The organism is Streptomyces sp. NPDC043853 (genome assembly GCF_056436025.1).
In genome coordinates this window covers 1-24,337 of sequence record NZ_JBWKDJ010000002.1, presented here as the reverse complement: position 1 = coordinate 24,337, position 24,337 = coordinate 1, and the positions used below count along the sequence as shown (strand labels likewise).

At 73.4% G+C, this 24,337-nt stretch carries 19 protein-coding genes; 10 read left to right on the top strand and 9 right to left on the bottom strand.

Going from position 1 to position 24,337, the window contains the following annotated elements; all coding sequences use genetic code 11:
* Positions 1 to 382: 382 nt before the first annotated feature.
* The 3 genes from AC067U_RS05380 to AC067U_RS05370 form a co-directional block, all read right to left on the bottom strand.
* A complete protein-coding gene (locus tag AC067U_RS05380) occupies positions 383 to 784 on the bottom strand; it encodes a hypothetical protein (protein WP_478828317.1) in 402 nt (133 codons plus the stop codon).
* A 141-nt stretch (positions 785 to 925) separates the two neighbouring features.
* Complete coding sequence (locus tag AC067U_RS05375; RefSeq protein ID WP_478828316.1) at positions 926 to 1,408, bottom strand: PaaI family thioesterase; 483 nt, start codon at positions 1,406 to 1,408, stop codon at positions 926 to 928.
* Positions 1,409 to 1,509: 101 nt separating this feature from the next.
* Positions 1,510 to 3,816, bottom strand: a complete 2,307-nt coding sequence (locus AC067U_RS05370; protein WP_478828315.1) for an FdhF/YdeP family oxidoreductase — start codon at positions 3,814 to 3,816, stop codon at positions 1,510 to 1,512.
* Between the two features lie 111 nt (positions 3,817 to 3,927).
* Here AC067U_RS05370 and polA point away from each other — a divergent pair, with 111 nt between their 5' ends.
* On the top strand, positions 3,928 to 6,663 hold the full coding sequence (polA, locus tag AC067U_RS05365) for a DNA polymerase I (RefSeq protein WP_478828314.1): 2,736 nt from the start codon (positions 3,928 to 3,930) through the stop codon (positions 6,661 to 6,663).
* Positions 6,664 to 6,695: 32 nt separating this feature from the next.
* Here the strand turns inward: polA and AC067U_RS05360 are convergent, their stop codons facing one another.
* Positions 6,696 to 7,550, bottom strand: a complete 855-nt coding sequence (locus AC067U_RS05360; protein ID WP_478828313.1) for a DUF4184 family protein — start codon at positions 7,548 to 7,550, stop codon at positions 6,696 to 6,698.
* A 148-nt stretch (positions 7,551 to 7,698) separates the two neighbouring features.
* On the opposite strand from AC067U_RS05360, the gene AC067U_RS05355 reads away from it, so the two are divergent.
* A complete protein-coding gene (locus AC067U_RS05355; protein ID WP_478828312.1) occupies positions 7,699 to 9,009 on the top strand; it encodes a lytic transglycosylase domain-containing protein in 1,311 nt (436 codons plus the stop codon).
* Positions 9,010 to 9,025: 16 nt separating this feature from the next.
* Here AC067U_RS05355 and AC067U_RS05350 read toward each other — a convergent pair whose 3' ends face one another.
* A complete protein-coding gene (locus tag AC067U_RS05350; RefSeq protein ID WP_478828311.1) occupies positions 9,026 to 9,628 on the bottom strand; it encodes a ferredoxin in 603 nt (200 codons plus the stop codon).
* Positions 9,629 to 9,762: 134 nt separating this feature from the next.
* On the opposite strand from AC067U_RS05350, the gene AC067U_RS05345 reads away from it, so the two are divergent.
* Both AC067U_RS05345 and pgfA read left to right on the top strand, forming a co-directional pair.
* On the top strand, positions 9,763 to 9,903 hold the full coding sequence (locus tag AC067U_RS05345) for an SPW_0924 family protein (RefSeq protein ID WP_478828310.1): 141 nt from the start codon (positions 9,763 to 9,765) through the stop codon (positions 9,901 to 9,903).
* 14 nt (positions 9,904 to 9,917) lie between these two features.
* Positions 9,918 to 10,919 carry a cell envelope lipid trafficking protein PgfA gene (pgfA, locus tag AC067U_RS05340; protein ID WP_478828309.1) on the top strand — a complete coding sequence of 334 codons (1,002 nt, stop codon included), beginning with the start codon at positions 9,918 to 9,920 and terminating at the stop codon, positions 10,917 to 10,919.
* Here the strand turns inward: pgfA and hrpB are convergent.
* Together hrpB and AC067U_RS05330 are read right to left on the bottom strand one after the other, a co-directional pair.
* Complete coding sequence (gene hrpB, locus AC067U_RS05335) at positions 10,906 to 13,410, bottom strand: ATP-dependent helicase HrpB (protein WP_478828308.1); 2,505 nt, start codon at positions 13,408 to 13,410, stop codon at positions 10,906 to 10,908. The genes pgfA and hrpB overlap by 14 nt on opposite strands.
* A 7-nt stretch (positions 13,411 to 13,417) precedes the next feature.
* The gene (locus AC067U_RS05330) at positions 13,418 to 14,266 is read right to left on the bottom strand and encodes a class I SAM-dependent methyltransferase (protein WP_478828307.1); all 849 of its coding nucleotides are present in this window, start codon (positions 14,264 to 14,266) and stop codon (positions 13,418 to 13,420) included.
* Between the two features lie 331 nt (positions 14,267 to 14,597).
* On the opposite strand from AC067U_RS05330, the gene rpsA reads away from it, so the two are divergent.
* The 4 genes from rpsA (at position 14,598) to AC067U_RS05310 (ending at position 18,677) form a co-directional block, all read left to right on the top strand.
* The gene (gene rpsA, locus AC067U_RS05325) at positions 14,598 to 16,100 is read left to right on the top strand and encodes a 30S ribosomal protein S1 (protein ID WP_478828306.1); all 1,503 of its coding nucleotides are present in this window, start codon (positions 14,598 to 14,600) and stop codon (positions 16,098 to 16,100) included.
* Positions 16,101 to 16,339: 239 nt separating this feature from the next.
* Positions 16,340 to 17,278 (top strand): PAC2 family protein, encoded by a 939-nt coding sequence (locus tag AC067U_RS05320; RefSeq protein WP_478828909.1) that lies wholly within the window; start codon positions 16,340 to 16,342, stop codon positions 17,276 to 17,278.
* 140 nt (positions 17,279 to 17,418) lie between these two features.
* Positions 17,419 to 18,027, top strand: coding sequence for a dephospho-CoA kinase (gene coaE, locus AC067U_RS05315; protein WP_478828305.1), 609 nt, complete (start codon positions 17,419 to 17,421; stop codon positions 18,025 to 18,027).
* Between the two features lie 272 nt (positions 18,028 to 18,299).
* Positions 18,300 to 18,677, top strand: a complete 378-nt coding sequence (locus tag AC067U_RS05310; RefSeq protein WP_478828908.1) for a tetratricopeptide repeat protein — start codon at positions 18,300 to 18,302, stop codon at positions 18,675 to 18,677.
* Positions 18,678 to 18,697: 20 nt separating this feature from the next.
* Here the strand turns inward: AC067U_RS05310 and AC067U_RS05305 are convergent, their stop codons facing one another.
* Together AC067U_RS05305 and AC067U_RS05300 are read right to left on the bottom strand one after the other, a co-directional pair.
* Positions 18,698 to 18,961 (bottom strand): DUF6343 family protein, encoded by a 264-nt coding sequence (locus AC067U_RS05305; RefSeq protein WP_478828304.1) that lies wholly within the window; start codon positions 18,959 to 18,961, stop codon positions 18,698 to 18,700.
* An 88-nt stretch (positions 18,962 to 19,049) separates the two neighbouring features.
* Complete coding sequence (locus AC067U_RS05300; protein WP_478828303.1) at positions 19,050 to 19,661, bottom strand: hypothetical protein; 612 nt, start codon at positions 19,659 to 19,661, stop codon at positions 19,050 to 19,052.
* Positions 19,662 to 19,851: 190 nt separating this feature from the next.
* Here AC067U_RS05300 and AC067U_RS05295 point away from each other — a divergent pair, with 190 nt between their 5' ends.
* Together AC067U_RS05295 and AC067U_RS05290 are read left to right on the top strand one after the other, a co-directional pair.
* Entirely contained in the window at positions 19,852 to 21,726 is a 1,875-nt protein-coding gene (locus tag AC067U_RS05295; protein ID WP_478828302.1) for a helix-turn-helix domain-containing protein, read from the top strand.
* Positions 21,727 to 21,910: 184 nt separating this feature from the next.
* Positions 21,911 to 24,337, top strand: a 2,427-nt coding sequence (locus AC067U_RS05290; RefSeq protein WP_478828301.1) for a DEAD/DEAH box helicase, incomplete at its 3' end; no start/stop codon positions are given.

The window sequence follows — 24,337 nt, the reverse complement described above, 5'->3', positions numbered from 1 at the left end:
TTGTTATGCCAAGGCCAAGAATGCGTGCCGGGAGTGGGGGCAGAACGGACATTTAGTGGCGGGGGTGAGTGACCACATTCTGAGAATTACCTGTTCCGCTAAGGGGCTTGGAGTGTTGATGGTCCTGTCTGTGATCGAATTCCGCCCGTGGTGGCTGGATGTGTCCGATTGATTTCGCCGAGTGGGTCGTGACGGGCGGAAATGGGGGATTCCGCACCTGTTGGCATTACTGTGAGTAATGATTCCGCAGTGCGTGCTTCATGATCGATTGGGTGGCTTGAACGCGACGGTGGGGGCTGAAACCGCTCCCACCTGCGGCTTGGCCGCGGGCGGCCGGGCGCCCGGAAGGCGGACAGCGCGCTCGGGAATCCGGAGAGTCGGGTCAGTTCGGCGGTCGCCAGTTCTCGGAGCTGCCGGTCGCCCCGCGCCGCTCCCGGCAGCGTTCCGCCGTGAACCGGTCGATCAGCTCAAGTGCCTTGTCCCGTCCGGCAGTTCGCTCCTCGGCGCGGCCGGCGGCCACCGCGTCCTCGTGGATCGCGTACTGCTCGTTCGAGAGGCCCTTCTGCTCCCAGTCCAGACCGGACCAGTAGGTGCCCTTGAGGGTCTCTTTCGCCCAGTAGGAAACGAGAGTTGTGCACGTTTCGACGGGCGAGGGAGGAGTGGGTGCGGGGGTGGCCGAGGAGGGCCGTGCGGTCGGGGCGGAAGAGGAGCAACCGGACAGCGCCAGCAGGGCGAGGGCCGCGGAGGCCAGGTGCCGGGCGGGAGCGTGCGGCGATGTCCCCATGGAGGGGACGGTAGGTGGTCACCTTCGGTGACACAACCGTCCTGGGGCGGATCGTGCCGGAGGGGCCGATTCCGGGCGGTCTCCGGAATCGGCCCCTCGGGGGCGTACGGGCGCGGGTGTGCGGGCGCAGGGGCGTGGCCGTCAGGCGCCGGCCCTGACGGCCGCCCCGTCGCCGATCTCGCGCAGCAGGCAGGTCAGGCGCGCGGTGCAGACCCGCTTGCCCGCCTCGTCGGTGATGACGATCTCGTACGTGGCGGTGGAGCGGCCGCGGTGGACCGGGGTGGCGGTGCCGGTGACCAGGCCGGAGCGGACCCCGCGGTGGTGGGTGCAGTTCAGGTCGACGCCGACGGCGACCTTGGTGTGGCCGCCGTGCAGCATGGCGCCCACCGAGCCGAGGGTCTCGGCCAGGACGGCGGAGGCGCCGCCGTGCAGGAGTCCGTAGGGCTGGGTGTTGCCCTCGACGGGCATGGTGCCCACGACCTTGTCGGCCGCGGCCTCCAGGATGCGGATGTCCATGCGCTCGCCGAGGTGTCCGGCCGAGAACAGCGAGGGCAGGTCGATGCCCAGGGCCGTGTACTCGTCGAGGACCTCCTGCGGGAACTTCACCGCGTGCTGCTCGCCCATGGGCCGTCTCCGTTCTGGGAAGTGGGCCGCGCCGCGCCCCGGTCGCGGGGCGCGGTGAGCCGCGACCTGAGTCAACGCTCGTTAACACACTTCCTATCAGCCTACTGAGCGAGCGCTTGCTCGGGGGTCGGTTCGAAGCGGACGATCACGGACTTGCTGGCCGGGGTGTTGCTGACGTCCGCCGTGGAGTCCAGCGGCACCAGCACGTTCGTCTCCGGGTAGTAGGCGGCGGCGCAGCCGCGGGCCGTGGGGTAGTGCACCACCCGGAAGCCGGGCGCGCGCCGCTCCACGCCGTCCTTCCACTCGCTCACCAGGTCCGTGTACGAGCCGTCGGCAAGTCCGAGGTGCGCCGCGTCGGCCGGGTTGACCAGGACCACGCGGCGGCCGCCGGTGATGCCGCGGTAGCGGTCGTCGAGCCCGTAGATGGTGGTGTTGTACTGGTCGTGGCTGCGCAGGGTCTGCAGCAGCAGCCGGCCCTCGGGGACGTGCGGGTACTCCACCGGGGCGGCCGTGAAGTTCGCCTTGCCGGTCTTTGTCGGGAAGCGGCGTTCGTCGCGCGGGGCGTGCGGGAGGGTGAAGCCGCCGGGGCGGGCGACGCGCCGGTTGAAGTCCTCGAAGCCGGGGACCACGCGGGAGATCCGGTCGCGGATGGCGGCGTAGTCGCCCTCGAACTCCTCCCACGGGGTCTTCGAGGCCGTGCCGAGCACGGCGCGGGCCATCCGGGCCACGATCGCGGGCTCGGAGAGCAGGTGCGGGGAGGCCGGGGGGAGGTTGCCGCGGGAGGCGTGCACCATGCCCATGGAGTCCTCGACGGTGACGAACTGCTTGCCGGAGGCCTGTATGTCCTTGTCGGTGCGGCCCAGGGTGGGCAGGATCAGGGCGCGCCGGCCGGTGACCGCGTGGGAGCGGTTGAGCTTGGTGGACACGTGGACGGTGAGGGAGGCCTTGCGGATCGCGGCCTCGGTGACCTCGGTGTCGGGGGTGGCACCGACGAAGTTGCCGCCCATGGCGAAGAGCACCTTGGCGCGGCCGTCGCGGAGCGCCTCGATGGAGCGGACCACGTCGAGGCCGTGGTGCCGGGGCGAGGTGATCTGGAATTCCGCGTCGAGGGCGTCGAGGAAGGCCGGTGCGGGGCGTTCGAAGATCCCCATGGTGCGGTCGCCCTGGACGTTGGAGTGGCCGCGGACCGGGCAGACGCCGGCGCCGGGCCGGCCGATGGCCCCGCGGAGCAGCAGCAGGTTGACGACCTCGCGGATGGTGGCGACGGCGTGCTTGTGCTGGGTGAGGCCCATGGCCCAGCAGACGATGGTGCGCCTGGAGGCGAGGATCATCGCCAGGGCGCGCTCGATGTCGGGGCGGGCCAGGCCGGTGGCGGTGAGGGTCTCGTCCCAGTCGGCGGTCTTCGCGGCGGCCGCGAACTCCTCGAAGCCGTGGGTGTGGTCCCGTACGAACTCCTCGTCCACGGCGCCCTGCGTCTCCAGGACGAGCTTGTTGAGGAGGCGGAAGAGGGCCTGGTCGCCGCCGATGCGGATCTGCAGGAAGAGGTCGCTGAGCGGGGTGCCGCGGAGCATGCCGAGCGGGGTCTGCGGGTTCTTGAAGCGGGTCGTGCCGGCCTCGGACAGCGGGTTCACCGCGATGATCTTCGCGCCCGCGGCCTTGGCCTTCTCCAGGGCGGAGAGCATGCGCGGGTGGTTCGTACCGGGGTTCTGCCCGGCGACGATGATCAGGTCGGCCTGGTGGAGGTCTTCCAGGTGGACGCTGCCCTTGCCGATGCCGATGGTCTCGGTGAGCGCGGAGCCCGAGGACTCGTGGCACATGTTGGAGCAGTCGGGCAGGTTGTTGGTGCCGTACTCGCGGGCGAACAGCTGGAAGAGGAACGCGGCCTCGTTGCTGGTGCGGCCGGAGGTGTAGAAGAGGGCCTCGTCGGGGGAGCCGAGGGCGTTCAGCTCCTCCGCGATGATCGAGAAGGCGCGGTCCCAGGTGACCGGCTCGTACCGGCGGTCGTCCCCGGGTCCGTCGCCGCGTTCCAGGAGCATGGGCTGGGTGATGCGGCCCTGCTGGCCGAGCCAGTAGCCGGAGCGGGCCGCGAGGTCGGAGAGCGGGTGCTCGGCGAAGAAGGCGGGGGTGACCCGGCGCAGGGTGGCTTCCTCGGCGACCGCCTTGGCGCCGTTCTCGCAGAACTCGGCGGTGTGCCGCTTGTCGCCTTCGGGCCAGGCGCAGCCGGGGCAGTCGAAGCCTTCCTTCTGGTTGACCTTGAGGAGGGTCTGCGCGGTGCGCAGGACGCCCATCTGCGCGTGCGCGATGCGCAGGCTGTGGCCGATGGCGGGCAGGCCGGCGGCGGCGTTCTTGGGGGGCGCGACCTGCGGTGCGTCCTGGACCGGGTCACCTGTGGGCGGCTTGGTCGCCATGGCGTCGCTCTCCTTCGAGCTGCTGCGCGATACGTGCTCCCCAGATGGTGTCACGGCCGGTGGAAATCGCCGACGCCGGTTTTGTCGGTGGGGCCGCCTAGGATCGGAGGCGTGGCAGAGACAGCATCGAAGAAGACCGAAGACAAAGACCCTGCGGGCAAGGCAGTGGACCGCCCGCGCCTGATGCTCATGGACGGGCACTCCCTGGCGTACCGGGCGTTCTTCGCGCTGCCCGCGGAGAACTTCACGACCGCGAGCGGCCAGACGACCAACGCCATCTACGGCTTCGCGTCGATGCTGGCGAACACGCTGCGCGACGAGGCGCCCACGCACTTCGCCGTGGCCTTCGACGTCTCGCGGAAGACCTGGCGGTCCCAGGAGTTCCCGGAGTACAAGGCGAACCGGTCGAAGACCCCCGACGAGTTCAAGGGGCAGGTGGAGCTGATCGGCGAGCTGCTGGACACCATGGCCGTGCCCCGGTTCGCGGTGGAGGGCTTCGAGGCCGACGACGTGATCGCCACGCTGGCCACGCAGGCGGAGGCGCTCGGGTACGAGGTGCTGATCGTCACAGGTGACCGGGACTCCTTCCAGCTCGTGTCCGAGCACACCACGGTGCTGTACCCGACGAAGGGCGTCTCGGAGCTGACCCGGTTCACGCCGGAGAAGGTCGAGGAGAAGTACGGGCTCACCCCGCGGCAGTACCCGGACTTCGCGGCGCTGCGCGGCGACCCGTCGGACAACCTGCCGGGCATCCCTGGCGTCGGTGAGAAGACGGCCGCGAAGTGGATCAACCAGTTCGGTTCGTTCGCGGAGCTGGTGGAGCGGGTCGAGGAGGTCAAGGGCAAGGCCGGGCAGAACCTGCGCGACCACCTGGACGCGGTGAAGATGAACCGGGTCCTGACCGAGATGGTCAAGGACGTGGAGCTCGGCAGGGGCCCCGCGGACCTGGAGCGCAAGCCGTACGACCGGTCCGCGCTGACCGGCGTGCTGGACGTGCTGGAGATCCGCAACGCCTCGCTGCGGGAGCGGCTGCTGGCCGTGGACCCGGGTGCGGAGGAGGCCGCGGCGCCGGCTCCGGCGGCCGGGGTGGAGCTGGACGGGTCGGTGCTGGCCGCCGGGGAGCTGGGCCCCTGGCTCGAAGCGCACGCGGGCGGCCCGCTGGGCCTGTCCACCGTCGACGCGTGGGCCCTGGGCCAGGGCAGCGTGAGCGAGGTCGCGCTGGCCGCGGCCGACGGCGCCGCGGCCTGGTTCCAGCCGTCCGAGCTCGACGAGGCCGACGAGAAGGCGTTCACCGCGTGGCTGGCCGACCCGGACCGGCCCAAGACGGTGCACAACGCCAAGAACCTGTGGCGGGTCTTCCCCGAGCACGGCTGGACGGTTCCGGCGGGCGTGACCATGGACACGGCACTGGCGGCGTACCTGGTCAAGCCGGGCCGCCGGTCCTTCGCGCTGGACGTGCTCTCGGTGGAGTACCTGGGCCGTGAGCTGGCGCCGCCGGCGGCGGACGGGCAGCTGGCCTTCGGCGCGGACGAGACCGCCGAGGCGGAGGCGCTGATGGCGCAGGCCCGTGCCGTCCTCGACCTGGGCGAGGCGTTCACGGAGAAGCTGGAGGCGGTCGGCGCGACCGCGCTGCTCCAGGACATGGAGCTGCCGACGTCGGAGCTGCTGGCCCGGATGGAGCGGTACGGCATCGCCGCCGACCGGGACCACCTGGAGGCCATGGAGCAGCAGTTCGCGGGTGCCGTGCAGCAGGCGGTCAAGGAGGCCCACGCGGCGGTCGGGCACGAGTTCAACCTGGGCTCGCCCAAGCAGCTCCAGGAGGTGTTCTTCGCCGAGCTGAACCTGCCGAAGACGAAGAAGACCAAGACCGGCTACACCACGGACGCGGACGCGCTGGCCTGGCTGGCCACCCAGACCGAGCACGAACTGCCCGTGATCATGCTCCGGCACCGGGAGCAGGCCAAGCTGCGGGTGACCGTGGAGGGCCTGGTCAAGACGATCGCCGCGGACGGCCGGGTGCACACCACCTTCAGCCAGACCACGGCCGCCACCGGCCGGCTGTCCTCCACCGACCCCAACCTGCAGAACGTGCCGGTGCGCACGGACGAGGGCCGGGCCATCCGCCGCGGGTTCGTCGTCGGCGAGGGCTTCGAGTCGCTGATGACCGCCGACTACAGTCAGATCGAACTGCGCGTGATGGCCCACCTGTCGGAGGACGAGGGGCTGATCGAGGCCTTCCTGTCCGGTGAGGACCTGCACACCACCGTCGCCTCCCAGGTGTTCGGCGTGGAGCGGTCCGCGGTCGACGCCGAGATGCGCCGCAAGATCAAGGCGATGTCGTACGGGCTGGCGTACGGGCTGTCCGCGTTCGGTCTCTCGCAGCAGCTGAACATCGAGCCCGCCGAGGCGCGCGGCCTGATGGAGACGTTCTTCGAGCGGTTCGGCGGTGTCCGGGACTACCTGCAGCGGGTCGTCGACGAGGCCCGCGCCACCGGGTACACGGCCACGGTGTTCGGCCGCCGCCGGTACCTCCCGGACCTCAACAGCGACAACCGGCAGCGCCGCGAGGCCGCCGAGCGGATGGCGCTGAACGCCCCGATCCAGGGCACCGCCGCGGACATCGTCAAGGTCGCGATGCTGCGGGTGGACAAGGCGCTGGCCGAGGCCGGGCTGACCTCGCGGATGCTGCTGCAGGTCCACGACGAAATCGTGCTGGAGATCGCCCCGGGCGAGCGGGAGCGCGTGGAAGAGCTGGTCCGCCGCGAGATGGCGGCCGCCGTCGAGCTGCGTGCCCCGCTGGACGTGTCGGTGGGCGTCGGCCCGGACTGGGAGTCCGCCGCGCACTGACCCGCCGGCGTCCCCGGCCGGGAAGCCCGCCCCTACCGCACTCCGGTGGTGGCGGGCTTCCGTGTGCCGGGCCGGAACCGCAGCCACAGCCGCAGCAGCACGGCGTACAGGACGAGCCCCGCAATCAGCCCGCTGCCCGCGCCGAAGCAGACCGTCGGGACGACGTCGAGCGGGTTGTGGACCCGGTCGGCGAACTTCGCGAACAGGCGAACCAGCCGAACCGTCGTGCCGATCGCGACGCATCCGGTGATCAGTGCGATTGCGCCCCACCGTTCGGCACGGTCGAGCACCGGCACGGCCGCGGGGGCGGGTCCGGCGGGGAGCCGGCGCAGAGCCGTCCCCAGGAACCACAGCAGCGCGCCCGCCGCCAGCGCGGAACTCCCGTACTGCAGGTAGGTGTAGAGGGGGAAGGGTCCGTAGTACGAGGAGAGCCAGGGCCAGGTGTTCGTCCCGTACCGGTCCAGGTGGGTGAAGCTGTCCCACGCCACGTGCGTGAGGGACCCGACGACCGCCGACAGGTAGAACGCGCCGGCCGCCCGCGCCGCCGTCGGCCGCTCGGCGGCGCCCGGCCGTCCCGCCCCGAGGGCCAGGGCGTACACCCGGCAGCGCCAGGCCGCAGGCAGCAGTGCCGCCAGGGGCTCGCGCAACAGCAGCCAGCAGCCGACCAGAACGGCCGTGATGAGGGCGTCGACCGAGAGCACGCCGGTGAGGGAGTGGGTGGCCGAGCCGTACTCCATCGCTCCGGGGACCACGCTCGCCGCGAAATAGGTCATGTCCGGGGCGAAGGAACCCATGACCAGTGCGGAGGCGAGGAACGGCCCCCGGCCGCCGCCGTCCCTCCGGATACCAGGGAGTACGGCGGCGGCATGGCTGAGAGTGAACGGCATCGGGCCACTTTCCCACTTGACGGATCGGCCCGGGGTGCCGGGGGCGCTCCGAGTCGTGGACAAACGGTGAACGCCCGGAGCCACAGCGTTTCGTCTGTCGCCTTGTTGACATAAAGTCACGCGGACGCCGATGGGGAGGGGTTCACCAATGACCAGGACGGCTCGGTACGGGCGCAGGTTCCGCCGGGGTGGCGCGGCCGCCGTGGTGTCGGCGCTCGTGGTGGCCGCGGTGACGGCCTCGCAGGGCCCCGCCGGTCCCGGCGACCGGATACGCGCGGCCGGTGCGGCCGGCCCCGGCCCCTCGGCCGGGGCGCCCGCACCGGCCGGCTCCGGCACCGGCTCGGGCGCCGGCGGCGACTCGGTGTACTTCACCGAACTGCCGCCCCTGGTCACCCCCGAGCCCGTGGTCCCCGCTCCAGGGCAGGGGCAGCCGTCCCCCGCCCCCACCCCGTCCGCGACACCCGCACCCGTGCCGACGGCCATCCCTGCTCCGCAGCCCCCCACGGCGCTGGTGGCGGGCGGCGCCCGCGGCATACCGGCGACCGTGCTCGCGGCGTACCTGAAGGCGGAGCAGAAGGTCGCGGCGACCGATCCGGGCTGCGGACTGCGCTGGCAACTGCTCGCGGCGATCGGCAAGGTGGAGTCCGGTCAGGCCCGTGGCGGCCGGGTGGACGCCGGCGGCACCACCCTCACCCCGATCCTCGGGCCCGTCCTCAACGGCAACGGGTTCGCGAACATCTCCGACACCGACGACGGCGCGTACGACGGCGACCCCGTGTACGACCGGGCGGTCGGCCCGATGCAGTTCATCCCGTCGACCTGGGCGGGCTGGGGGCAGGACGCGGACGGCGACGGCCGCCGGAACCCCAACAACGTGTACGACGCGGCCCTGGCCGCCGGACGCTATCTGTGCGCCGGCAGCCGGGACCTCAGGGACGGCGGCGACCTGAACCGGGCGATCCTGTCCTACAACCACTCCTCCGAGTACCTCGCCACGGTCAGGTCCTGGTTCGCGTACTACGGCAACGGCGCGCACGAGGTCCCGAACCGGCCCGGCGGGGAGCAGCCGCAGAAGCCCGGGAAGCCTGAGAAGCCCGAGCCGGGGAAGCCGAAGCCGACTCCCAAGCCGACGCCGACCCCCACCCCGTCTCCGAAGCCCACGCCGAAGCCGACGCCCACGCCCACGCCGAAGCCGAAGCCGAAGCCGAAGCCCACGCCGAAGCCGACGCCCACCCCCAAGCCCACGCCCACGCCGAAGCCGACCCCCACGCCGAAGCCCACCCCTACGCCGACCCCCAAGCCGACGCCGCCCCCGACGGAGAAGCCGAAGCCGACCCAGAAGCCGAAGCCCACTCCGACCCCCACCCCCGCCGCGACGCCCGGCGCCACCGCGAAGCCGCCCACCCGCGACGCCTCGGCGTCCCCGTCGCCGACCGCCACCGCCACGGGAACCCCCTAGCGACACGGACCGCGGGTCAGAGCACCGGCAGGGCCTCCCGTTCCCGGGGGGCCCGCCGCTGGTCCAGCCAGAAGACATAGCCGCGGAGGTACCCCTCCAGTCCGTCGTCCAGGTAGGCCACGAAGTCCAGATGGCCCCGGGCGGCGTCCTGGTAGTGCCCCCGGAACCGGGGATCCGCATTGTGTCCCCACCCGGGATGCTCATCGGCGCCCCAGTCGGCCGCCATGGCCAGGGCCCACTCGCGGACCCGGCCCCGGTTGTGCCACCACTCCCGTACGGTGCCGGGGGTCCAGTGGTCGTCCCCGTCCCAGCCGTACGCGCTGTAGAGCTCCAGCCGGGCGGCTGACACCAGGTCGGCGGTCTCCGCCTCGTCGGTGGGCTGGCGGTAGACGAACTCCCTGCCGAAGCCGCCGCCGAAGTCGTCGTCGTAGGCGACGTGGCGCGGCGCGTCCACCCGGCCCAGCATCATCGAGTCCGTGTCCGCGCCGTAGAACGGACCCGGCACGTTGCGCCAGTTCCGTTCGGCCCAGACTCCCGTGAACACCTCCAGCACGGGCTTCTTCCCGACGAGTCGCCGAGCCGTCGGCACCGGGTCCCAGTAGACGTGCAATCCGATCATCCTCCGTCGAGCCGACGCCATCGGAACAGACCACCCACCTGCCCGGCAAGACGGGCCGAGACGGTTCTCATCTCACCCGCCCGTTGCTACGGTGCCCCGAACCTGACGCCACATCAGATTCCGGAGGCACCGGCATGCGCGCACTCGTCGCCGCCGCCATCGGGCTGGCCGCCGCGCTGGCCCTCGTCCTCGCCATCACGGCGGCGGGAGTGCCGGAAGGCCGGACCTCACCCAAACCGCTGCTCACCACCGCGCCCACCGCACCCGGAAAGTAGAGGAGGCACCGACCGTGCGACGCAGAGCCGGACTCGTCCTCCTCGCCCTCGCGGTGTTCTGCACCGCCCTCGCCCCACTGCTCCGCTGGTACGCGTACCCACGGCTCGCCAAGATCCCGCCGAGCCAGTACCAGGAGGTGGTCCTGGAGGCGAAGGGCGCGATCCTGCTCGACTACACCGGCGGCATGCAGCCCAAGAAGGTCGACAAGGTCACCATCGTCCAGACCCTCAAGGGCAACGTGGAGGCCTCCCGCGAGATCGAGGCGAGCGCCGGCAAGGACGTGGTCGTCTGGGACGCCCTCTCCTACGTCGCCGGTCCGGACGGGAAGATGGTGTCCCAGATCCCCGAGCGGTACATCTTCGACGCGCACACCCAGGCGCCCGTGCACGCCACCGGCGAGATGGTCGACGGGGACCCGGTCAAGCGCGAGGGCATCGAGTTCAAGTTCCCCTTCTTCACCGAGCCCCGCGACTACCTCTACTTCGACGCCCAGACCCGGACCTCCGCGCCCATCCACTACGTGGGCCCGCGGAAGTTCCGCGGCATGGACGTCTACTACTTCGAGCAGACCGTGCCGTGGACCAAGGTCCCCATGCCCAAGAAGATGCCGATCGAGGGCATCGACCCGGCGACCATCGAGGCGACCACGGGCACCACCCTCTGGTACACCGCCAAGCGGATGTTCTGGGTCGACCCGGTCACCGGGGCACCGGTCAACGGCGAGCAGATCATGGAACAGGAGATGCGCGGGGGCATCGCCGCCGCCGCGGAAGGCGGCAAGCTCACCGCCTTCTCCGGGCACGTGAAGATGCGCGAGGACTACATCCGGCACACCGCGGACCTGGTCTCCGCGAACCGCACCAAGGTGCTCGCCCTGCACACCTACGCGCCGATCGGCCTCGGCGCCACCGGGCTCGTACTGTTCGGACTGGCCCTGTGGCTGGAAGCGCGGGGCCGGCGCCCGCGGGCCCCGGAGGGCACCGGCACCCCGGCCCCGGAGGTCATCCCCGCCTGAGCCGGGCGTTGGTGTGCCGGGTGGGCTCGGCGGTCGCCGGGTCCTCCGGCCACGGGTGCTTCGGGTAGCGGCCGCGCAGCTCGGCCCGTACGGCCCGGTAGCCGTCCCGCCAGAACGAGGCCAGGTCCGCGGTGACCGCGGCCGGCCGCCCGGCCGGCGACAGCAGGTGCACGAGCACCGGTACGCCGGCCAGCCGCGGGGTCCGGGCCAGTCCGAACAGCTCCTGCAGCTTCACCGCCAGCACCGGCTGCCCTTCGGTGTAGTCCACCCGGATCCGGGAACCGGACGGCACCTCGATCCGCTCGGGGGCGAGCTCGTCGAGGCGGGCGGCCTCGCCGGTCGCCCACGGCAGCAGCCGGGTCAGTGCCTGTCCGGCGTCGATCCGGCCGAGGTCGGCGCGGCGCCGGGCCCGGGACAGCTCCGGCTCCAGCCAGTCCGCGGCCCGCGCCGACAGCGCCCCGTCCGATACGTCGGGCCAGTCGCCGCCCAGCGTGCGGTGCAGGAAGCCGAGGCGGGCGCGGAGCCCGGTCGCGTCGGGGGTCCAGCGCAGCAGCCCGAGCCCCTCGCGGCGCAGGCCCTCCAGCAGGGCCTCGCGCAGCAGCCCCGGATCGGGGTCGCGCAGCGGGCGGGCGGTCAGCTCGACCGCTCCGAGGCGCTCGACCTCGCGGGCGAGGACGTCACCGGCCTCCCAGCGCACCTCCTCTCCTGCGGCCAGCAGATGGGCGGCGGCTTCGCGCGCGGTCTGCTCGTCGGTGACGGCGGCCAGGCGGATCCGGGCGGAGGCCGAGTGCGAGGGGCGGTCGGCGACCGCGACGGCCAGCCAGCCGCTGTGCCGCAGCGCGGACCCCTCACGGAGCTCGGCTCCGGTTCCGTTCGCCATGAGGTACGCGCCCTCGCCCTTGGCCCGGGCCACCCGCTCGGGGAAGGCCAGGGCCGCGACGAGCCCCGCGACGGCGTCGTCGGACAGGGAACGGCCCGGCGCAGCGGCATCCGTTCCCGCCGGGGCGCCCAGCGCCCGCCGCAGCCGGGCGGACTCGGTGCGCCAGCGGGACGCGTACGCGTCGCCGCCGCGGCGGGCCGTGCGCCAGGCGGCGGCCAGGTCGTCCCCGTACTCCCGCGGCGGTTCCTCGCTCAGCAGCGCCACCACCTCCGCCGCCCCCGGCGGCCCGTCCAGCAGGGCGCGGGCCAGCCGCGGGTGCAGGCCCAGCCGGGACATCCGCTGCCCGCGCCCGGTGGCCCGGCCCGTGCCGTCGACGGCTCCCACCGCCGCCAGCACCTCCCGCGCCGCCGTCATCGCCCCGGCGGGCGGCGGGTCCAGCAGGGCCAGGCCCGACGCGTGCGGGTCGCCCCAGCACGCCGCCTGCAGTGCGAAGGCCGCCAGGTCGGCGATCTTGATCTCGGGGGAGGGGAAGGCCGGCAGGCGGCCGTGTTCGGCCTCCGCCCAGCAGCGGTAGACCGTGCCCGGCGCCTCGCGCCCGGCCCGGCCCGCCCGCTGCCGCGCCGCCGCGCGGGACGCCCGTACGGTCGTCAGCGAGCCCAGCCCCCGCGCGTGGTCCACCCGCGGCTCGCGGGCCAGACCCGCGTCCACCACGACCCGGACGCCCGGCACGGTCAGCGAGGACTCCGCCACGGCCGTCGCCAGCACGACCCGCCGCCGGCCGGTGCCGCCCGCCAGCACGGAGTCCTGCACCGCGGCCGGGGCCCGCCCGTGGATCTGCAGCACCTCCACGTCCACACCGGCCAGCTGCCCGGCCACCCGGGCGATCTCCCCGACCCCCGGGAGGAACACCAGCACGTCCCCCGACCGCTCCGCGAGCGCCCGCCCGGTCACCGAGGCCACGTGCGTCAGCAGCCCGGGATCCACCCTCATGCCGTGCGGTGGCCGCACCGGGCGGGCCGGCGGGGCCCACACCACCTCGACCGGGTGCGAGACCCCTGCCGCCTCCACCACCGGTGCGCCGCCGAGCAGCCGCGCCCAGCCCTCCGCGTCGGTGGTCGCGGACGCCGCGACCAGGTGCAGCTCCGGGCGCAGGGTCTGCCGTACGTCCAGCAGGAAGGCCGCCACGGTGTCCGCGTCCAGGTGCCGTTCGTGGCACTCGTCGAGGATCACCACATCGGTGCCGGCCAGCTCCTGGTCCCGCTGCAGGCGCTGCAGCAGCACACCCGTGGTGACCACCTCCACCGCGCAGTCCGGGCCGACGACGCGTTCCCCGCGCACGGTGAAGCCGACCGAGGCGCCGACGGGCTCGCCGAGCAGCCAGGCCATCCGGCGGGCCGCCGCCCGGGCCGCGATCCGCCGGGGCTCGGCCACCACGACCCGGCGCCTCGGGCCCCCGCCGGCGAGTCCGGCCAGGACCAGCGGCACCAGCGTGGTCTTGCCGGTGCCGGGCGGGGCGCACAGCACCGCGGTGCCGTGCGCGGCCAGCGCCGCGGTGAGGGCGGGTACGGCCTCGCGTACGGGCAGCGCCTCCAGGGCGGCGGAACGGATCACCTCGGGGTCAGTCCCTCTCGCAGACGAAGATCGCCGTGCCGGGGATCAGATTGCCGCGCAGCGGGGACCAGCCGCCCCACTCCTGGCTGTTCCAGGCCGGCCACTCCGGCTCCACCAGGTCGAGCAGCCGGAACCCGCCCGCGACCACGTCGCGGACCCGGTCGCCGATCGTCCGGTGGTGCTCCACGTAGACCGCGCGGCCCTGCTCGTCCTGCTCGACGTACGGCGTGCGGTCGAAGTAGGAGGCGGAGACGGAGAGCCCCTCGGGGCCGGGCTCGTCGGGGAACGCCCAGCGCAGGGGGTGGGTGACGGAGAAGACCCAGCGGCCGCCGGGCCGCAGCACCCGGTGGACCTCGCGCATCACGCGCACCGGGTCGGCCACGAAGGGGACCGCCCCGTACGCGGAACAGGCCAGGTCGAAGGAGCCGTCCAGGAAGGGCAGCGCCCCGGCGTCCGCCTCGACCAGCGGGACCGCGCCCCCGTCGATGCGCAGGGCGTGCTGGAGCTGGCGGTGCGAGAGGTCCAGGGCGACCGCGCGGGCGCCCTGCGCGGCGAGCCAGCGGGCGCACTGGGCCGCGCCGGCGCCGATCTCCAGCACGTCCTTGCCGCGGAGGCCCTCGCGCGGGCCGAGCAGGGCGGCGTCGACCTCGTCCAGGCCCTCGGGGCCCCAGACGAACCGGTCGTCGCCGAGGAACGCTCCGTGTTCGCTCTGGTACTCGTCGGCGTTGCGGTCCCACCAGCCGCGGCTGGCCCGGCTGCTCTCCGCGTCCCCCGCGTCACGCCGGGTGGCCTCGGCGTCCTCGTGCGTGTCGTACGCGTCTTCGGGGGCGTAGTCCTCTTGGTTCATGGGGCCCATCGTCGTAGTCTGCGGAACAGCTCCGGAGGGGCAGTGGCGGTCATCCACCCACGAGTTGTGCCGGGTATGCGACGTTCCGCCCCCGGTGTGCGCCTTCGCGCATTGACCCGGTCCGGCTGCCCCCGTATGCTACAAGTTGCGCTGCGAGCCTGTGCTCCTCAGACCTAGCAGGCTGCGCTCGCATCTGTTGCAGTCCCCTCGGTTTTCGAGGCCCCCGCCGGATTCCGGTGGTATCGGGGTCTCCTTGGCTGTCCGGCGTATCAGAGGCGATAAGGGCTCCCGGCGTTGCAGTACCTACGACCTTCTGTCCGTAACCGGAGCCCTTTCCCACATGACGAGCAGCACCGAGACCACCGCCACCACTCCGCAGGTTGCGGTCAACGACATCGGTAACGAGGAAGCCTTCCTCGCCGCGATCGACGAGACGATCAAGTACTTCAACGACGGCGACATCGTCGACGGCGTCATCGTGAAGGTCGACCGGGACGAGGTCCTGCTCGACATCGGTTACAAGACCGAAGGCGTCATCCCGAGCCGCGAGCTCTCGATCAAGCACGACGTCGACCCGAACGAGGTCGTCAAGGTCGGCGACGAGATCGAGGCCCTTGTCCTCCAGAAGGAGGACAAGGAAGGCCGCCTGATCCTCTCGAAGAAGCGCGCCCAGTACGAGCGTGCCTGGGGCACCATCGAGAAGATCAAGGAAGAGGACGGCATCGTCACCGGTACCGTCATCGAGGTCGTCAAGGGTGGTCTCATCCTCGACATCGGCCTCCGCGGCTTCCTCCCGGCCTCCCTGGTCGAGATGCGCCGTGTCCGCGACCTCCAGCCCTACGTGGGCAAGGAGCTCGAGGCGAAGATCATCGAGCTGGACAAGAACCGCAACAACGTGGTCCTGTCCCGCCGCGCCTGGCTCGAGCAGACCCAGTCCGAGGTTCGCCAGACGTTCCTCACCACCCTGCAGAAGGGTCAGGTCCGCTCCGGCGTCGTCTCCTCGATCGTCAACTTCGGTGCCTTCGTGGACCTGGGTGGCGTCGACGGTCTGGTCCACGTCTCCGAGCTGTCCTGGAAGCACATCGACCACCCGTCCGAGGTTGTCGAGGTCGGCCAGGAAGTCACCGTCGAGGTCCTCGACGTCGACATGGACCGCGAGCGTGTCTCCCTGTCGCTGAAGGCGACCCAGGAGGACCCGTGGCAGCAGTTCGCCCGTACCCACCAGATCGGCCAGGTCGTCCCGGGTAAGGTCACGAAGCTGGTTCCGTTCGGTGCGTTCGTCCGCGTGGACGAGGGCATCGAGGGTCTGGTCCACATCTCCGAGCTGGCCGAGCGCCACGTGGAGATCCCGGAGCAGGTCGTCCAGGTCAACGACGAGATCTTCGTCAAGGTCATCGACATCGACCTCGAGCGTCGCCGGATCTCGCTGTCCCTGAAGCAGGCCAACGAGTCCTTCGGTGCCGACCCGGCGTCGGTCGAGTTCGACCCGACCCTGTACGGCATGGCCGCGTCCTACGACGACCAGGGCAACTACATCTACCCCGAGGGCTTCGACCCCGAGACCAACGACTGGCTCGAGGGCTTCGAGAAGCAGCGCGAGGAGTGGGAGCGCCAGTACGCCGAGGCGCAGGTTCGCTTCGAGCAGCACCAGGCGCAGGTCATCAAGTCCCGCGAGGCCGACGCCGCTGCCGCTGCCGAGGGTGGCGACGCCGCCCCGGCCGCCGGTGCCGGTGCCGTCTCCGGCGGTTCGTACTCCTCGGAGTCGGACGACAGCGCCGGTGCGCTCGCCTCGGACGAGGCCCTGGCCGCGCTCCGCGAGAAGCTGGCCGGCGGCCAGAGCTGATCGCAGCGCGCATCACGCCCCCGGCGTGAGCAGAGCTGAAACGGTAAGGCCCGTCCCCTTCGGGGGGCGGGCCTTCCGCACGTTCCGGGCGCGGTCGCGCGGGTGCCCGGTCGCGCGGGCGGCGGGAGCTGCCCGGCCTGCGGACATGACGCTTTCGTGTCGGGCGCGTCGAACGGGGAATGGTTCAGGCCCTCCCGGGTGTTCTTGATCAGAGAACGCGTCGAGGAGGAGTGGTGACGGTGCTGGATCCCCAGGGTTTGTACGAGTGGGACGAGAAGGGCCTGGCAGTGGTCGACCTTGCGCTCGCCCAGGACTCGGCCGGGCTGGTCATGCTCTACCACTTCGAGGGGTACATCGACGCCGGCGAGACCGGCGAGCAGATCGTCGAGGGGCTCCTGGACACCCTCCCGAACCAGCTCGTGGCCCGCTTCGACGCCGACCGGCTGGTCGACTACCGGGCCCGCCGCCCGCTGCTCACCTTCAAGCGCGACCGGTGGACCGACTTCGAGGCACCCAAGCTGGAGGTCCGGCTCGTCCAGGACGCCACCGGAGCACCCTTCCTGCTGCTGTCCGGCCCCGAGCCGGACGTCGAATGGGAACGCTTCGCCCTCGCCGTCCGGCAGATCGTGGAGCGGCTCGGCGTCCGGCTGTCCGTGAACTTCCACGGCATCCCCATGGGCGTCCCCCACACCCGGCCGGTCGGCATCACCCCGCACGGCAACCGCACCGACCTGATGCCCGGCCACCGCAGCCCCTTCGACGAGGCCCAGGTCCCCGGCAGCGCCGAATCGCTGCTGGAGTTCCGGCTCGCCCAGGCCGGCCACGACGTACTCGGTGTCGCCGCGCACGTGCCGCACTACATCGCGCGCTCCCCCTACCCGGACGCGGCCCTGACCGCCCTGGAGGCCATCACCGCGGCCACCGGGCTGGTGCTGCCCGGCGTCGCGCACGCGCTGCGCACCGAGGCCCACCGCACCCAGACGGAGATCGACCGGCAGATCCGCGAGGGCGACGAGGAGCTCGTCGCGCTGGTGCAGGGCCTGGAGCACCAGTACGACGCGGCCGCCGGGGCGGAGAGCAGGGGCAACATGATCGCGGAGCCCGCGGACATCCCCTCCGCGGAGGAGCTGGGGCGCGAGTTCGAGCGGTTCCTCGCGGAGCGCGAGGGCGACGCTTGATCCGTTAATCTGGTCCGGGGCAGCAGCACGTCCGGCCGTGGTCCGCGCACTGTGCGCGATGCTCCAGTGGGGCTGACCGGCGGAATCGGAGCCGGCCATTGCTCCCCGCGGCAGCGGGGATGAGAGCTGGAGGCGTCGGCATGCTGACCGTTGGTCTGACGGGTGGAATAGGGGCCGGCAAGAGCGAGGTCTCTCGGCTGCTGGCGGGGTACGGGGCGGTCGTCGTCGACGCGGACCGGATCGCGCGCGAGGTCGTGGAACCGGGAACCCCCGGACTGCGGGCGGTGGTCGAGGCGTTCGGGGAGTCCGTACTGACCCCGGAAGGCGCCCTGGACCGGCCCAAACTGGGCTCGATCGTGTTCACCGACCCGGAGAAGCTCGCCGTCCTGAACGCGATCGTCCACCCGCTGGTGGGTGCCCGTTCGGCCGAACTGGAGGCCGCCGCGGGAGCCGACGCGATCGTCGTGCACGACGTACCACTGCTCGCGGAGAACGGGCTGGCGCAGCTGTACGACCTGGTGGTCGTGGTGGACGCGGCGCCCGGGACGCAGCTCGCCCGGCTGACCGGCCTGCGCGGCATGGCCGAGGACGAGGCGCGGGCCCGGATGGCGGCACAGGCCACGCGGGAGCAGCGACTGGCCGTTGCCACGCTCGTGATCGACAACGACGGGCCGCTGGAGGCGCTGGAGCCGCAGGTCCGCGCGGTGTGGGACGAGCTGACCGGGCGGGCGGCGGGCGAGCGAGGCTGAGCGGGTTCCGCTGAGCGGGTCGTCCGAGGAAGGCGTCGTCCGCGGCGAGGGCGCTCTCCGGTGGTGCGGCCCGGCGGGGCGACCTGACGTGTGCATGGAATAGCGGTCGGTGCGGAGCCGTTGTACGCGCGGTAGAGGGAAGGAGCCCGCCCGTGTCCAAGCCTACGGACCCGTCCTCGCCGGACCCGTCCTCGCACGACCCCTCCCGGCATGACCCGTCCTCCGGCGACCCGTCGGACGCCGGGGCGAACGGGTCCTCGACCGGTGCGTCGATCGGCTCGTCGCGCGGAGCGTCGGCCAGCCCCGAGACACACGTGATCGACTACCGTGCCGCCGAACAGCTGCTGGCCGCCCGCGACCCGCGGGGCGCGGTACGGCTGCTCGACTCGGTCATCGCGGCCCACCCGGAGAACACGGCGGCCCGGCTGCTGCGGGCCCGCGCCTTCTTCGCGGCGGCCCAGCTGCGGCACGCGGTGTTGGAGTTCGAGCTGGTGCTGGAGCGGGAGCCGGACAACGCGTTCGCGCACTTCGCGCTCGCCCGCACCCACCAGCGGGCGGGCCGGGACGGGCCCGCGCGCAAGCACTTCCGGCTGGCCGCGGCCCTGGACCCCCAGCCGGAGTACCTGGAGGCGGCGGCGTTCGAGGGGTGAGGCGGCCCCCGGCCCGGCAGTCAGCCCCTCGCCCTCGGAGGTTCGTACGGGGGGATGTCCGGGCCGGGCTGGTAGTGCGGGCCCTGGTGGATGTGGTGCACGACCATGGACAGGTCCACGACCACGATCACCGACAGCACCGCGCAGGCGGCGGCCCAGCCGGGGTGGTCGGCCAGCGAGAAGAGGACCGTCCCGCCGACAGCCCAGAGCAGCCCCCACATCCCGAGCCAGAACCGCAGGCGCAGCGGGCTGCGGGCGGTCACCGGCTCGTTCCCGGTACGCATGGACCTCGCCTCCTGGAGCGGCCCCTGGCTCCATGGTCCCACCGGACCGGGGAGCCAGGGGATCACGGGATCCGCCCGGCTCAGGGCATCACGGGTTGAGCTTGTTGACCGCGCTGGTCGTGGTCTTCCTGAAGGCCGGGACCGGGGCGTCCGACAGGTGGCCCATCTGGCTCCACTTCACGACGGTCACGGTGGAGCCGTCGCGGCCGACGCCGAACAGGTTCACGCCCGGCTCGGACTCCGGGATGGAGGTGTGCACCCCGTAGACGTGCGCCCCCTCCTCGACCTTGATCTTCCCGTAGTCCTGCCAGGAGGCGGTACCGCCGGGGTGTGCCCGCAGCCAGTCGGCGGCGCAGCCGGCCACCTTCTTCTCCAGGGCGGCGGCCAGCTTGGCAGCCGCCCCGTCGGAGGCGGCACGGACCGAGATCTGCAGGGCGCCCGTGTCGAACTCGGTGCCGAAGGTGCGGTGCCAGGTGTTCGCCTTCGGGAGAGCCCCCTCCAGGCAGAACACCGGCCACTCCGGCAGGCCCTTGGTGACCTTGCCGGTGTACCAGGCGGAGCCGGGGTGGGGCGGCAGGTCCTTGCCGACGATGAAGCCGGGGGCCGTGGGCGCGGCGGTGGCGGTCGCCGAGGCGGTGAGGGCCAGGGCGGCGGCGGCCGCGAGGGCGGTGGTGAGGGTCGCGGTGAGGCGCTTGAGCATGGTCGTTCTCCCCGTTGTCATGAGTGCGGCCCGGTGTCGTACCGGAGCGAGAACAGCTTTCCCCAGGCGCATGATGGCGGGCGACGGATCGAGCCGCATCCGGGACACTGGAACGGCAGTTGGTGCTTTCACCTGGGGGAACGTCCCGGGGTGGAACGGCGCCGCGGGACGGGGAGCGGGGGAGGGCGCGTTGGGCGGGACCGGGGGAACGGCGGGCAGGGGCGAATCGGAGCGGTTCGCGCGGCTGCTGCGGGAGCTGAAGGAGCGTTCCGGGCTGAGCTACGGGACGCTCGCGCGCACATTGCACACCAGTACGTCCACCCTGCACCGCTACTGCAAGGGCGAGGCGCTCCCCGCGGAGTTCGCGGCGGTGGACCGGTTCGCCCGCGCGTGCGGGGCCACGGCGGCGGAGGCGCTGGAACTCCACCGGGCGTGGCTGCTGGCGGACGCACGACGCCGCGCGGCGCCCCACGCCGCGGAGCCCGGCGCCGGCCGGGGCGCGACACCGGCTGGAACCCCGGCGCCGACCGGTCACGCCGACCCTGCTCCGGCCGGCAGCGCGGCTTCCTCCGGGGTGGGCTCCGGCCCGACGGCGGAGCCGGCGCCGGGTACGAGGCCCGAGCCGGAGCCGGGGCCGGGGCCGGAGCCGGAGCCGGAGCCGGAGCCGGAGCCGGAGCCCGAGCCGGAGCCGGAGCCGGAGCCCGAGCCGGAGCCCGAGTCCGAGTGCGGGCCCGGGCCCGGGCCCGGGGGAGCGTCCGGGGAGGGACAGTGCGCGGAGGCGTCGCGCGGAGCGGAGCCGGCGCCGTTGCCGGCCACCGGCCCGGAGTGCGCTGCGGAGGTCGGTCCCGCCGAAGTCCCGGAGGCGTCCTTGGACGGCGACCGGTTCCCGGCCGTGGACCACGGGCCCGCTGCGCCCACGGCGGCTGAGACCCAGGGGGCGGAGCGGCACCCTGCGCGCGGGCAGGTCCCCGAGGGAACGTCGGGGAGCGCCGGGGCGGGTCCGGGGGGCGAGGGCGGGGCGGGCCGGGAGTCGGAGCCTGCCGTGGCCCTGGTGGCCGGGCCCGCCGCGGGCCACAGCCCCGCAGACCGTTGGTACCGGAGGCGTCGGGCGATCGCCGGCGCGGTGACGGGGGTCGCGGCGGTCGCCATGGCCGTCACCGGACTGGCCGTGGCCGGACCCCTGGGGCAGGAGGGTGCCGACGGGACGGCCGGCGGCAGCGTGGTCGCCCCCTCCCCGCGGGCGGGGGCGAGCGGGGGAGCCGGCGGGCCGAGGCCGACCGCTCCCGTCCCGGGCCCGAGTCAGCACGCCGGCGGCAGTCCAGGCCCCACCACGAGCCCGGGTCCCGGCCCCACTGCGTCCGCACCGGGCGGGTCTGCCGCCGGCCCGGAGACCGGAACCTCCACCGCGCCCGCGCCGGGCCCGCGTTCCTCCTCGCCCGCGGCCGGCAGCGCACCGAGGCTCCGTGCCGCCGTACGCTCGCACGTCTGGGCGAACGGCTGTGACCACGCGTACCTGCTCGGCCGGCGCCCCGAATCGGTGCCGCCCCCGCCCGTCGAAGCGGACGCGCCCGGCTGGGCCGCGGCCCAGGGTGCCGTGCACGCCGGGCAGCAGATCGTCGAGGCCACCCTGCACGGCACCGGCAGCGAGGCGATCGTCATCGAGGGCGTCGACGTACGGGTCACTGCCCGGCGCACGCCGCCGTCGTGGAACGTCCACCTGATGTCGCCGGGCTGCGGCGGCGCGCTCACCCCGGCCGCGTTCACCGTCAACCTCGACGCCCCGCGGCCGGTGGCCCGCCCGGCCGCGGGCCACGACGGCGAACACCCGGTCCCGGCGCCCGCCTTCCCCCTCCGGGTCTCCGCCACCGACCCGGTCGTCCTGCGGATCGAGGCGGCCACCTCGGGCTGCGACTGCGAGTGGTACGCCGAGATCCGCTGGACCGGCCCGGCCGGTCCGGGCCTGACCCGGATCGACGACGACGGCCGCCCCCTGCGCACCAGCGCCTCCGGCGGCCGCCCGCGCTACGGCTATGCGGCCGAGCTCGGCCGCTGGTCGCGCGAGTGACCCCGTTATCGCGTTTCCGCAGGTCAATCGCATTGTCAGTGGCCCGAACTAGACTCGCAGAGAGTGACGGCCGCCGTGTCGTCGCGTCGGCCCGAGCGGCGGCGGGGACGCCTCGCCGAGCCGCCGTACCCACCCGATGAGCCGCCGTACCGGAGACCGGAGAAGCCGGAGAAGGGAGCCCGAGATGACCGACGCCGCCGTCCGGGCTTCGCTGCTGCCCGGTTCCGCCGTCCGGGCCGGGTCGCCGGCCTCGCCGCGTACCGGGTCCGGGCTTCCGCCGTCGGGCGCCTCGCTGCGGCGGCGGGCCGCGGTGTTCCTGCCCGCCGCGGTGCCCCGGCAGGGCCGGGTCGCCTTCTGGGCGCCCGACGGGGAGCCCTGGCCCGAGGGACCCGACGGACCCGGTGCGTCCGAGCTGCTCACCGTGGTCCGGCCGCACGGCGCGGCCGGGGTGCGGAGCCGCGAGGTGGCCGCCGTCGTGCTCGGCCTCGCCGACGCACTGCCCGTGCTCGCCGCCGCCCCGCAGGACCCCGCCGCCCACCCGGCGACCCGCTGCTGGGGCACCGCCGCCCGGCAGGCCCTCGCGCTCACCGCCCGGGGCCGGCTGCTGCCCGGCCTCACCCCCGAGGGGTACGACGCCTGGCGGGCCGGCCCGCTGGACGCCGAGGACATGGCCCATCTGCGTGCCGTCGCCGCCGCCCTCCCCCACGAGGGGTACGCGACCCCGCTGCCCGGCCGGCGCCCCCTCCAGCTTCCCGAGCCGGAGGCCCTGGTCCGGGCCTTCCTCGACGCCGTCGCCGACACCCTCCCGCGGACCCCGGCCGCCCCCTTCGCCCTCGGCCGGCCGTTCGCCGCCGCCGAACCGCAGCAGGTGCCGGGGATACAGGAGTGGGCGGCGCAGGTCGCGGCCGGCTCCGACGCCGGAGTCGGGATCTCGCTGCGGCTCGACCTGTCCTCGTACCTGCTGTTCGACACACCGGACCCCGGGGAGGAGGACACCCGTCACGCGGGCGCCGCCGTGGTGCAGGTGCACAGCCTCGCCGACCCGACGCTGGTCACCGACGCCGCCCGGCTGTGGGCGGGCACCGCCGCGGCCGGCTTCGGCCCGCGCGCCCGGATCGACGCCGTGCTCGCGCTGCGCCGCGCCGCCCGGACCTGGCCGCCCCTGCTCCGCCTGCTCGACCGGCCCGTGCCCGACCTGCTGCCGCTCTCCGATCGCGAACTCGAAGACCTCCTCGGCGTGGCCGCCACCCGCCTGGCCGCCGCCGGAGTCGTGGTGCACTGGCCCCGCGAGCTCGCCCGTACGCTGACCGCGACCGCCGTCGTACGGCCGGCCGCGCCCGGCTCCGCCACCGACGGCACCGCGTTCTTCGACGCCGCCGGCCTCTTCGCCTTCTCCTGGGAGCTCGCCCTCGGCGGCGACCGGCTCACCCCCGGCGAGATGGACGCGCTCGCGCAGGCCCACCGCCCGGTCGTGCGGCTGCGCGACCAGTGGGTCCGGGTCGACCCGGAGCTCGTCCGCAAGGCGCGCAAGCGCGAACTCGGCCTGCTGGACCCGGTGGACGCGCTGGCCGTAGCCCTCGGCGGCACCGCCGAGGTCCCCGGTGAAGCGGAGCCGGTGCCCGCCGTCCCGGTCGGCGCGCTCGCCGCCCTCCGCGACCGGCTCACCGGTGAACTCGCCCCGCTGCCCCCGCCCCCCGGCCTCAAGGCGACCCTGCGCGACTACCAGCTGCGCGGCCTGGCCTGGCTGGACCGGATGACCTCGCTCGGCCTCGGCGGCTGTCTCGCCGACGACATGGGCCTGGGCAAGACCGTCACCCTGATCGCCCTCCACCTGCACCGGGACCACCCCGCGCCGACCCTGGTCATCTGCCCCGCCTCCCTGCTCGGCAACTGGCAGCGGGAGATCGAGAAGTTCGCGCCCGGAGTCCCGGTGCGCCGCTACCACGGGGCCGGACGCACCCTCTCCGGTCTCACCGGCGGTTTCGTCCTCACCACCTACGGGACGATGCGCGCCGGAGCCGCCCGGCTGGCCGACCAGACCTGGGGCATGGTGGTCGCGGACGAGGCCCAGCACATCAAGAACCCGCACTCGGCTACCGCCAGGGCACTGCGCACCATCCCCGCACCGGCCCGGGTGGCCCTGACCGGCACGCCCGTGGAGAACAACCTCTCCGAGCTGTGGGCCCTGCTCGACTGGACGACCCCCGGCCTGCTCGGACCGCTCACCGCGTTCCGGGCCCGGCACGCCCGCGCCGTGGAACAGCAGCAGCAGGAGGACGGCGGCAACGAGGAGGCCGTGGCCCGTCTGGCCGCGCTGGTCCGGCCGTTCCTGCTGCGCCGCAGGAAGTCCGACCCCGGCATCGTCCCCGAGCTCCCGCCGAAGACGGAGACGGACCACCCGGTGTCCCTCACCCGCGAGCAGGCCTCGCTGTACCAGGCGGCGGTGGAGGAGGCCATGGCGGTGATCGAGACCAGCGAAGGCATGGAACGCCGCGGGATGATCATGAAGTTGCTGGCCTCGCTGAAGCAGATCTGCAACCATCCCGCGCAGTTCCTGAAGGAGGACCGGCCCCGCATCCCGCACCGCTCGGGGAAACTCGCCCTGCTCGAC

Bases quoted from the DNA above. Each gene is read 5' to 3' on its own strand.
- AC067U_RS05305 (WP_478828304.1), bottom strand. From the start codon at position 18,961: ATGCGTACCGGGAACGAGCCGGTGACCGCCCGCAGCCCGCTGCGCCTG.
- AC067U_RS05345 (WP_478828310.1), top strand. From the start codon at position 9,763: ATGCGCGCACTCGTCGCCGCCGCCATCGGGCTGGCCGCCGCGCTGGCC.
- coaE (WP_478828305.1), top strand. From the start codon at position 17,419: ATGCTGACCGTTGGTCTGACGGGTGGAATAGGGGCCGGCAAGAGCGAG.
- AC067U_RS05355 (WP_478828312.1), top strand. From the start codon at position 7,699: ATGACCAGGACGGCTCGGTACGGGCGCAGGTTCCGCCGGGGTGGCGCG.
- rpsA (WP_478828306.1), top strand. From the start codon at position 14,598: ATGACGAGCAGCACCGAGACCACCGCCACCACTCCGCAGGTTGCGGTC.
- AC067U_RS05360 (WP_478828313.1), bottom strand. From the start codon at position 7,550: ATGCCGTTCACTCTCAGCCATGCCGCCGCCGTACTCCCTGGTATCCGG.
- AC067U_RS05380 (WP_478828317.1), bottom strand. From the start codon at position 784: ATGGGGACATCGCCGCACGCTCCCGCCCGGCACCTGGCCTCCGCGGCC.
- AC067U_RS05370 (WP_478828315.1), bottom strand. From the start codon at position 3,816: ATGGCGACCAAGCCGCCCACAGGTGACCCGGTCCAGGACGCACCGCAG.
- AC067U_RS05300 (WP_478828303.1), bottom strand. From the start codon at position 19,661: ATGCTCAAGCGCCTCACCGCGACCCTCACCACCGCCCTCGCGGCCGCC.
- AC067U_RS05330 (WP_478828307.1), bottom strand. From the start codon at position 14,266: ATGGGCCCCATGAACCAAGAGGACTACGCCCCCGAAGACGCGTACGAC.
- AC067U_RS05350 (WP_478828311.1), bottom strand. From the start codon at position 9,628: ATGATCGGATTGCACGTCTACTGGGACCCGGTGCCGACGGCTCGGCGA.
- AC067U_RS05375 (WP_478828316.1), bottom strand. From the start codon at position 1,408: ATGGGCGAGCAGCACGCGGTGAAGTTCCCGCAGGAGGTCCTCGACGAG.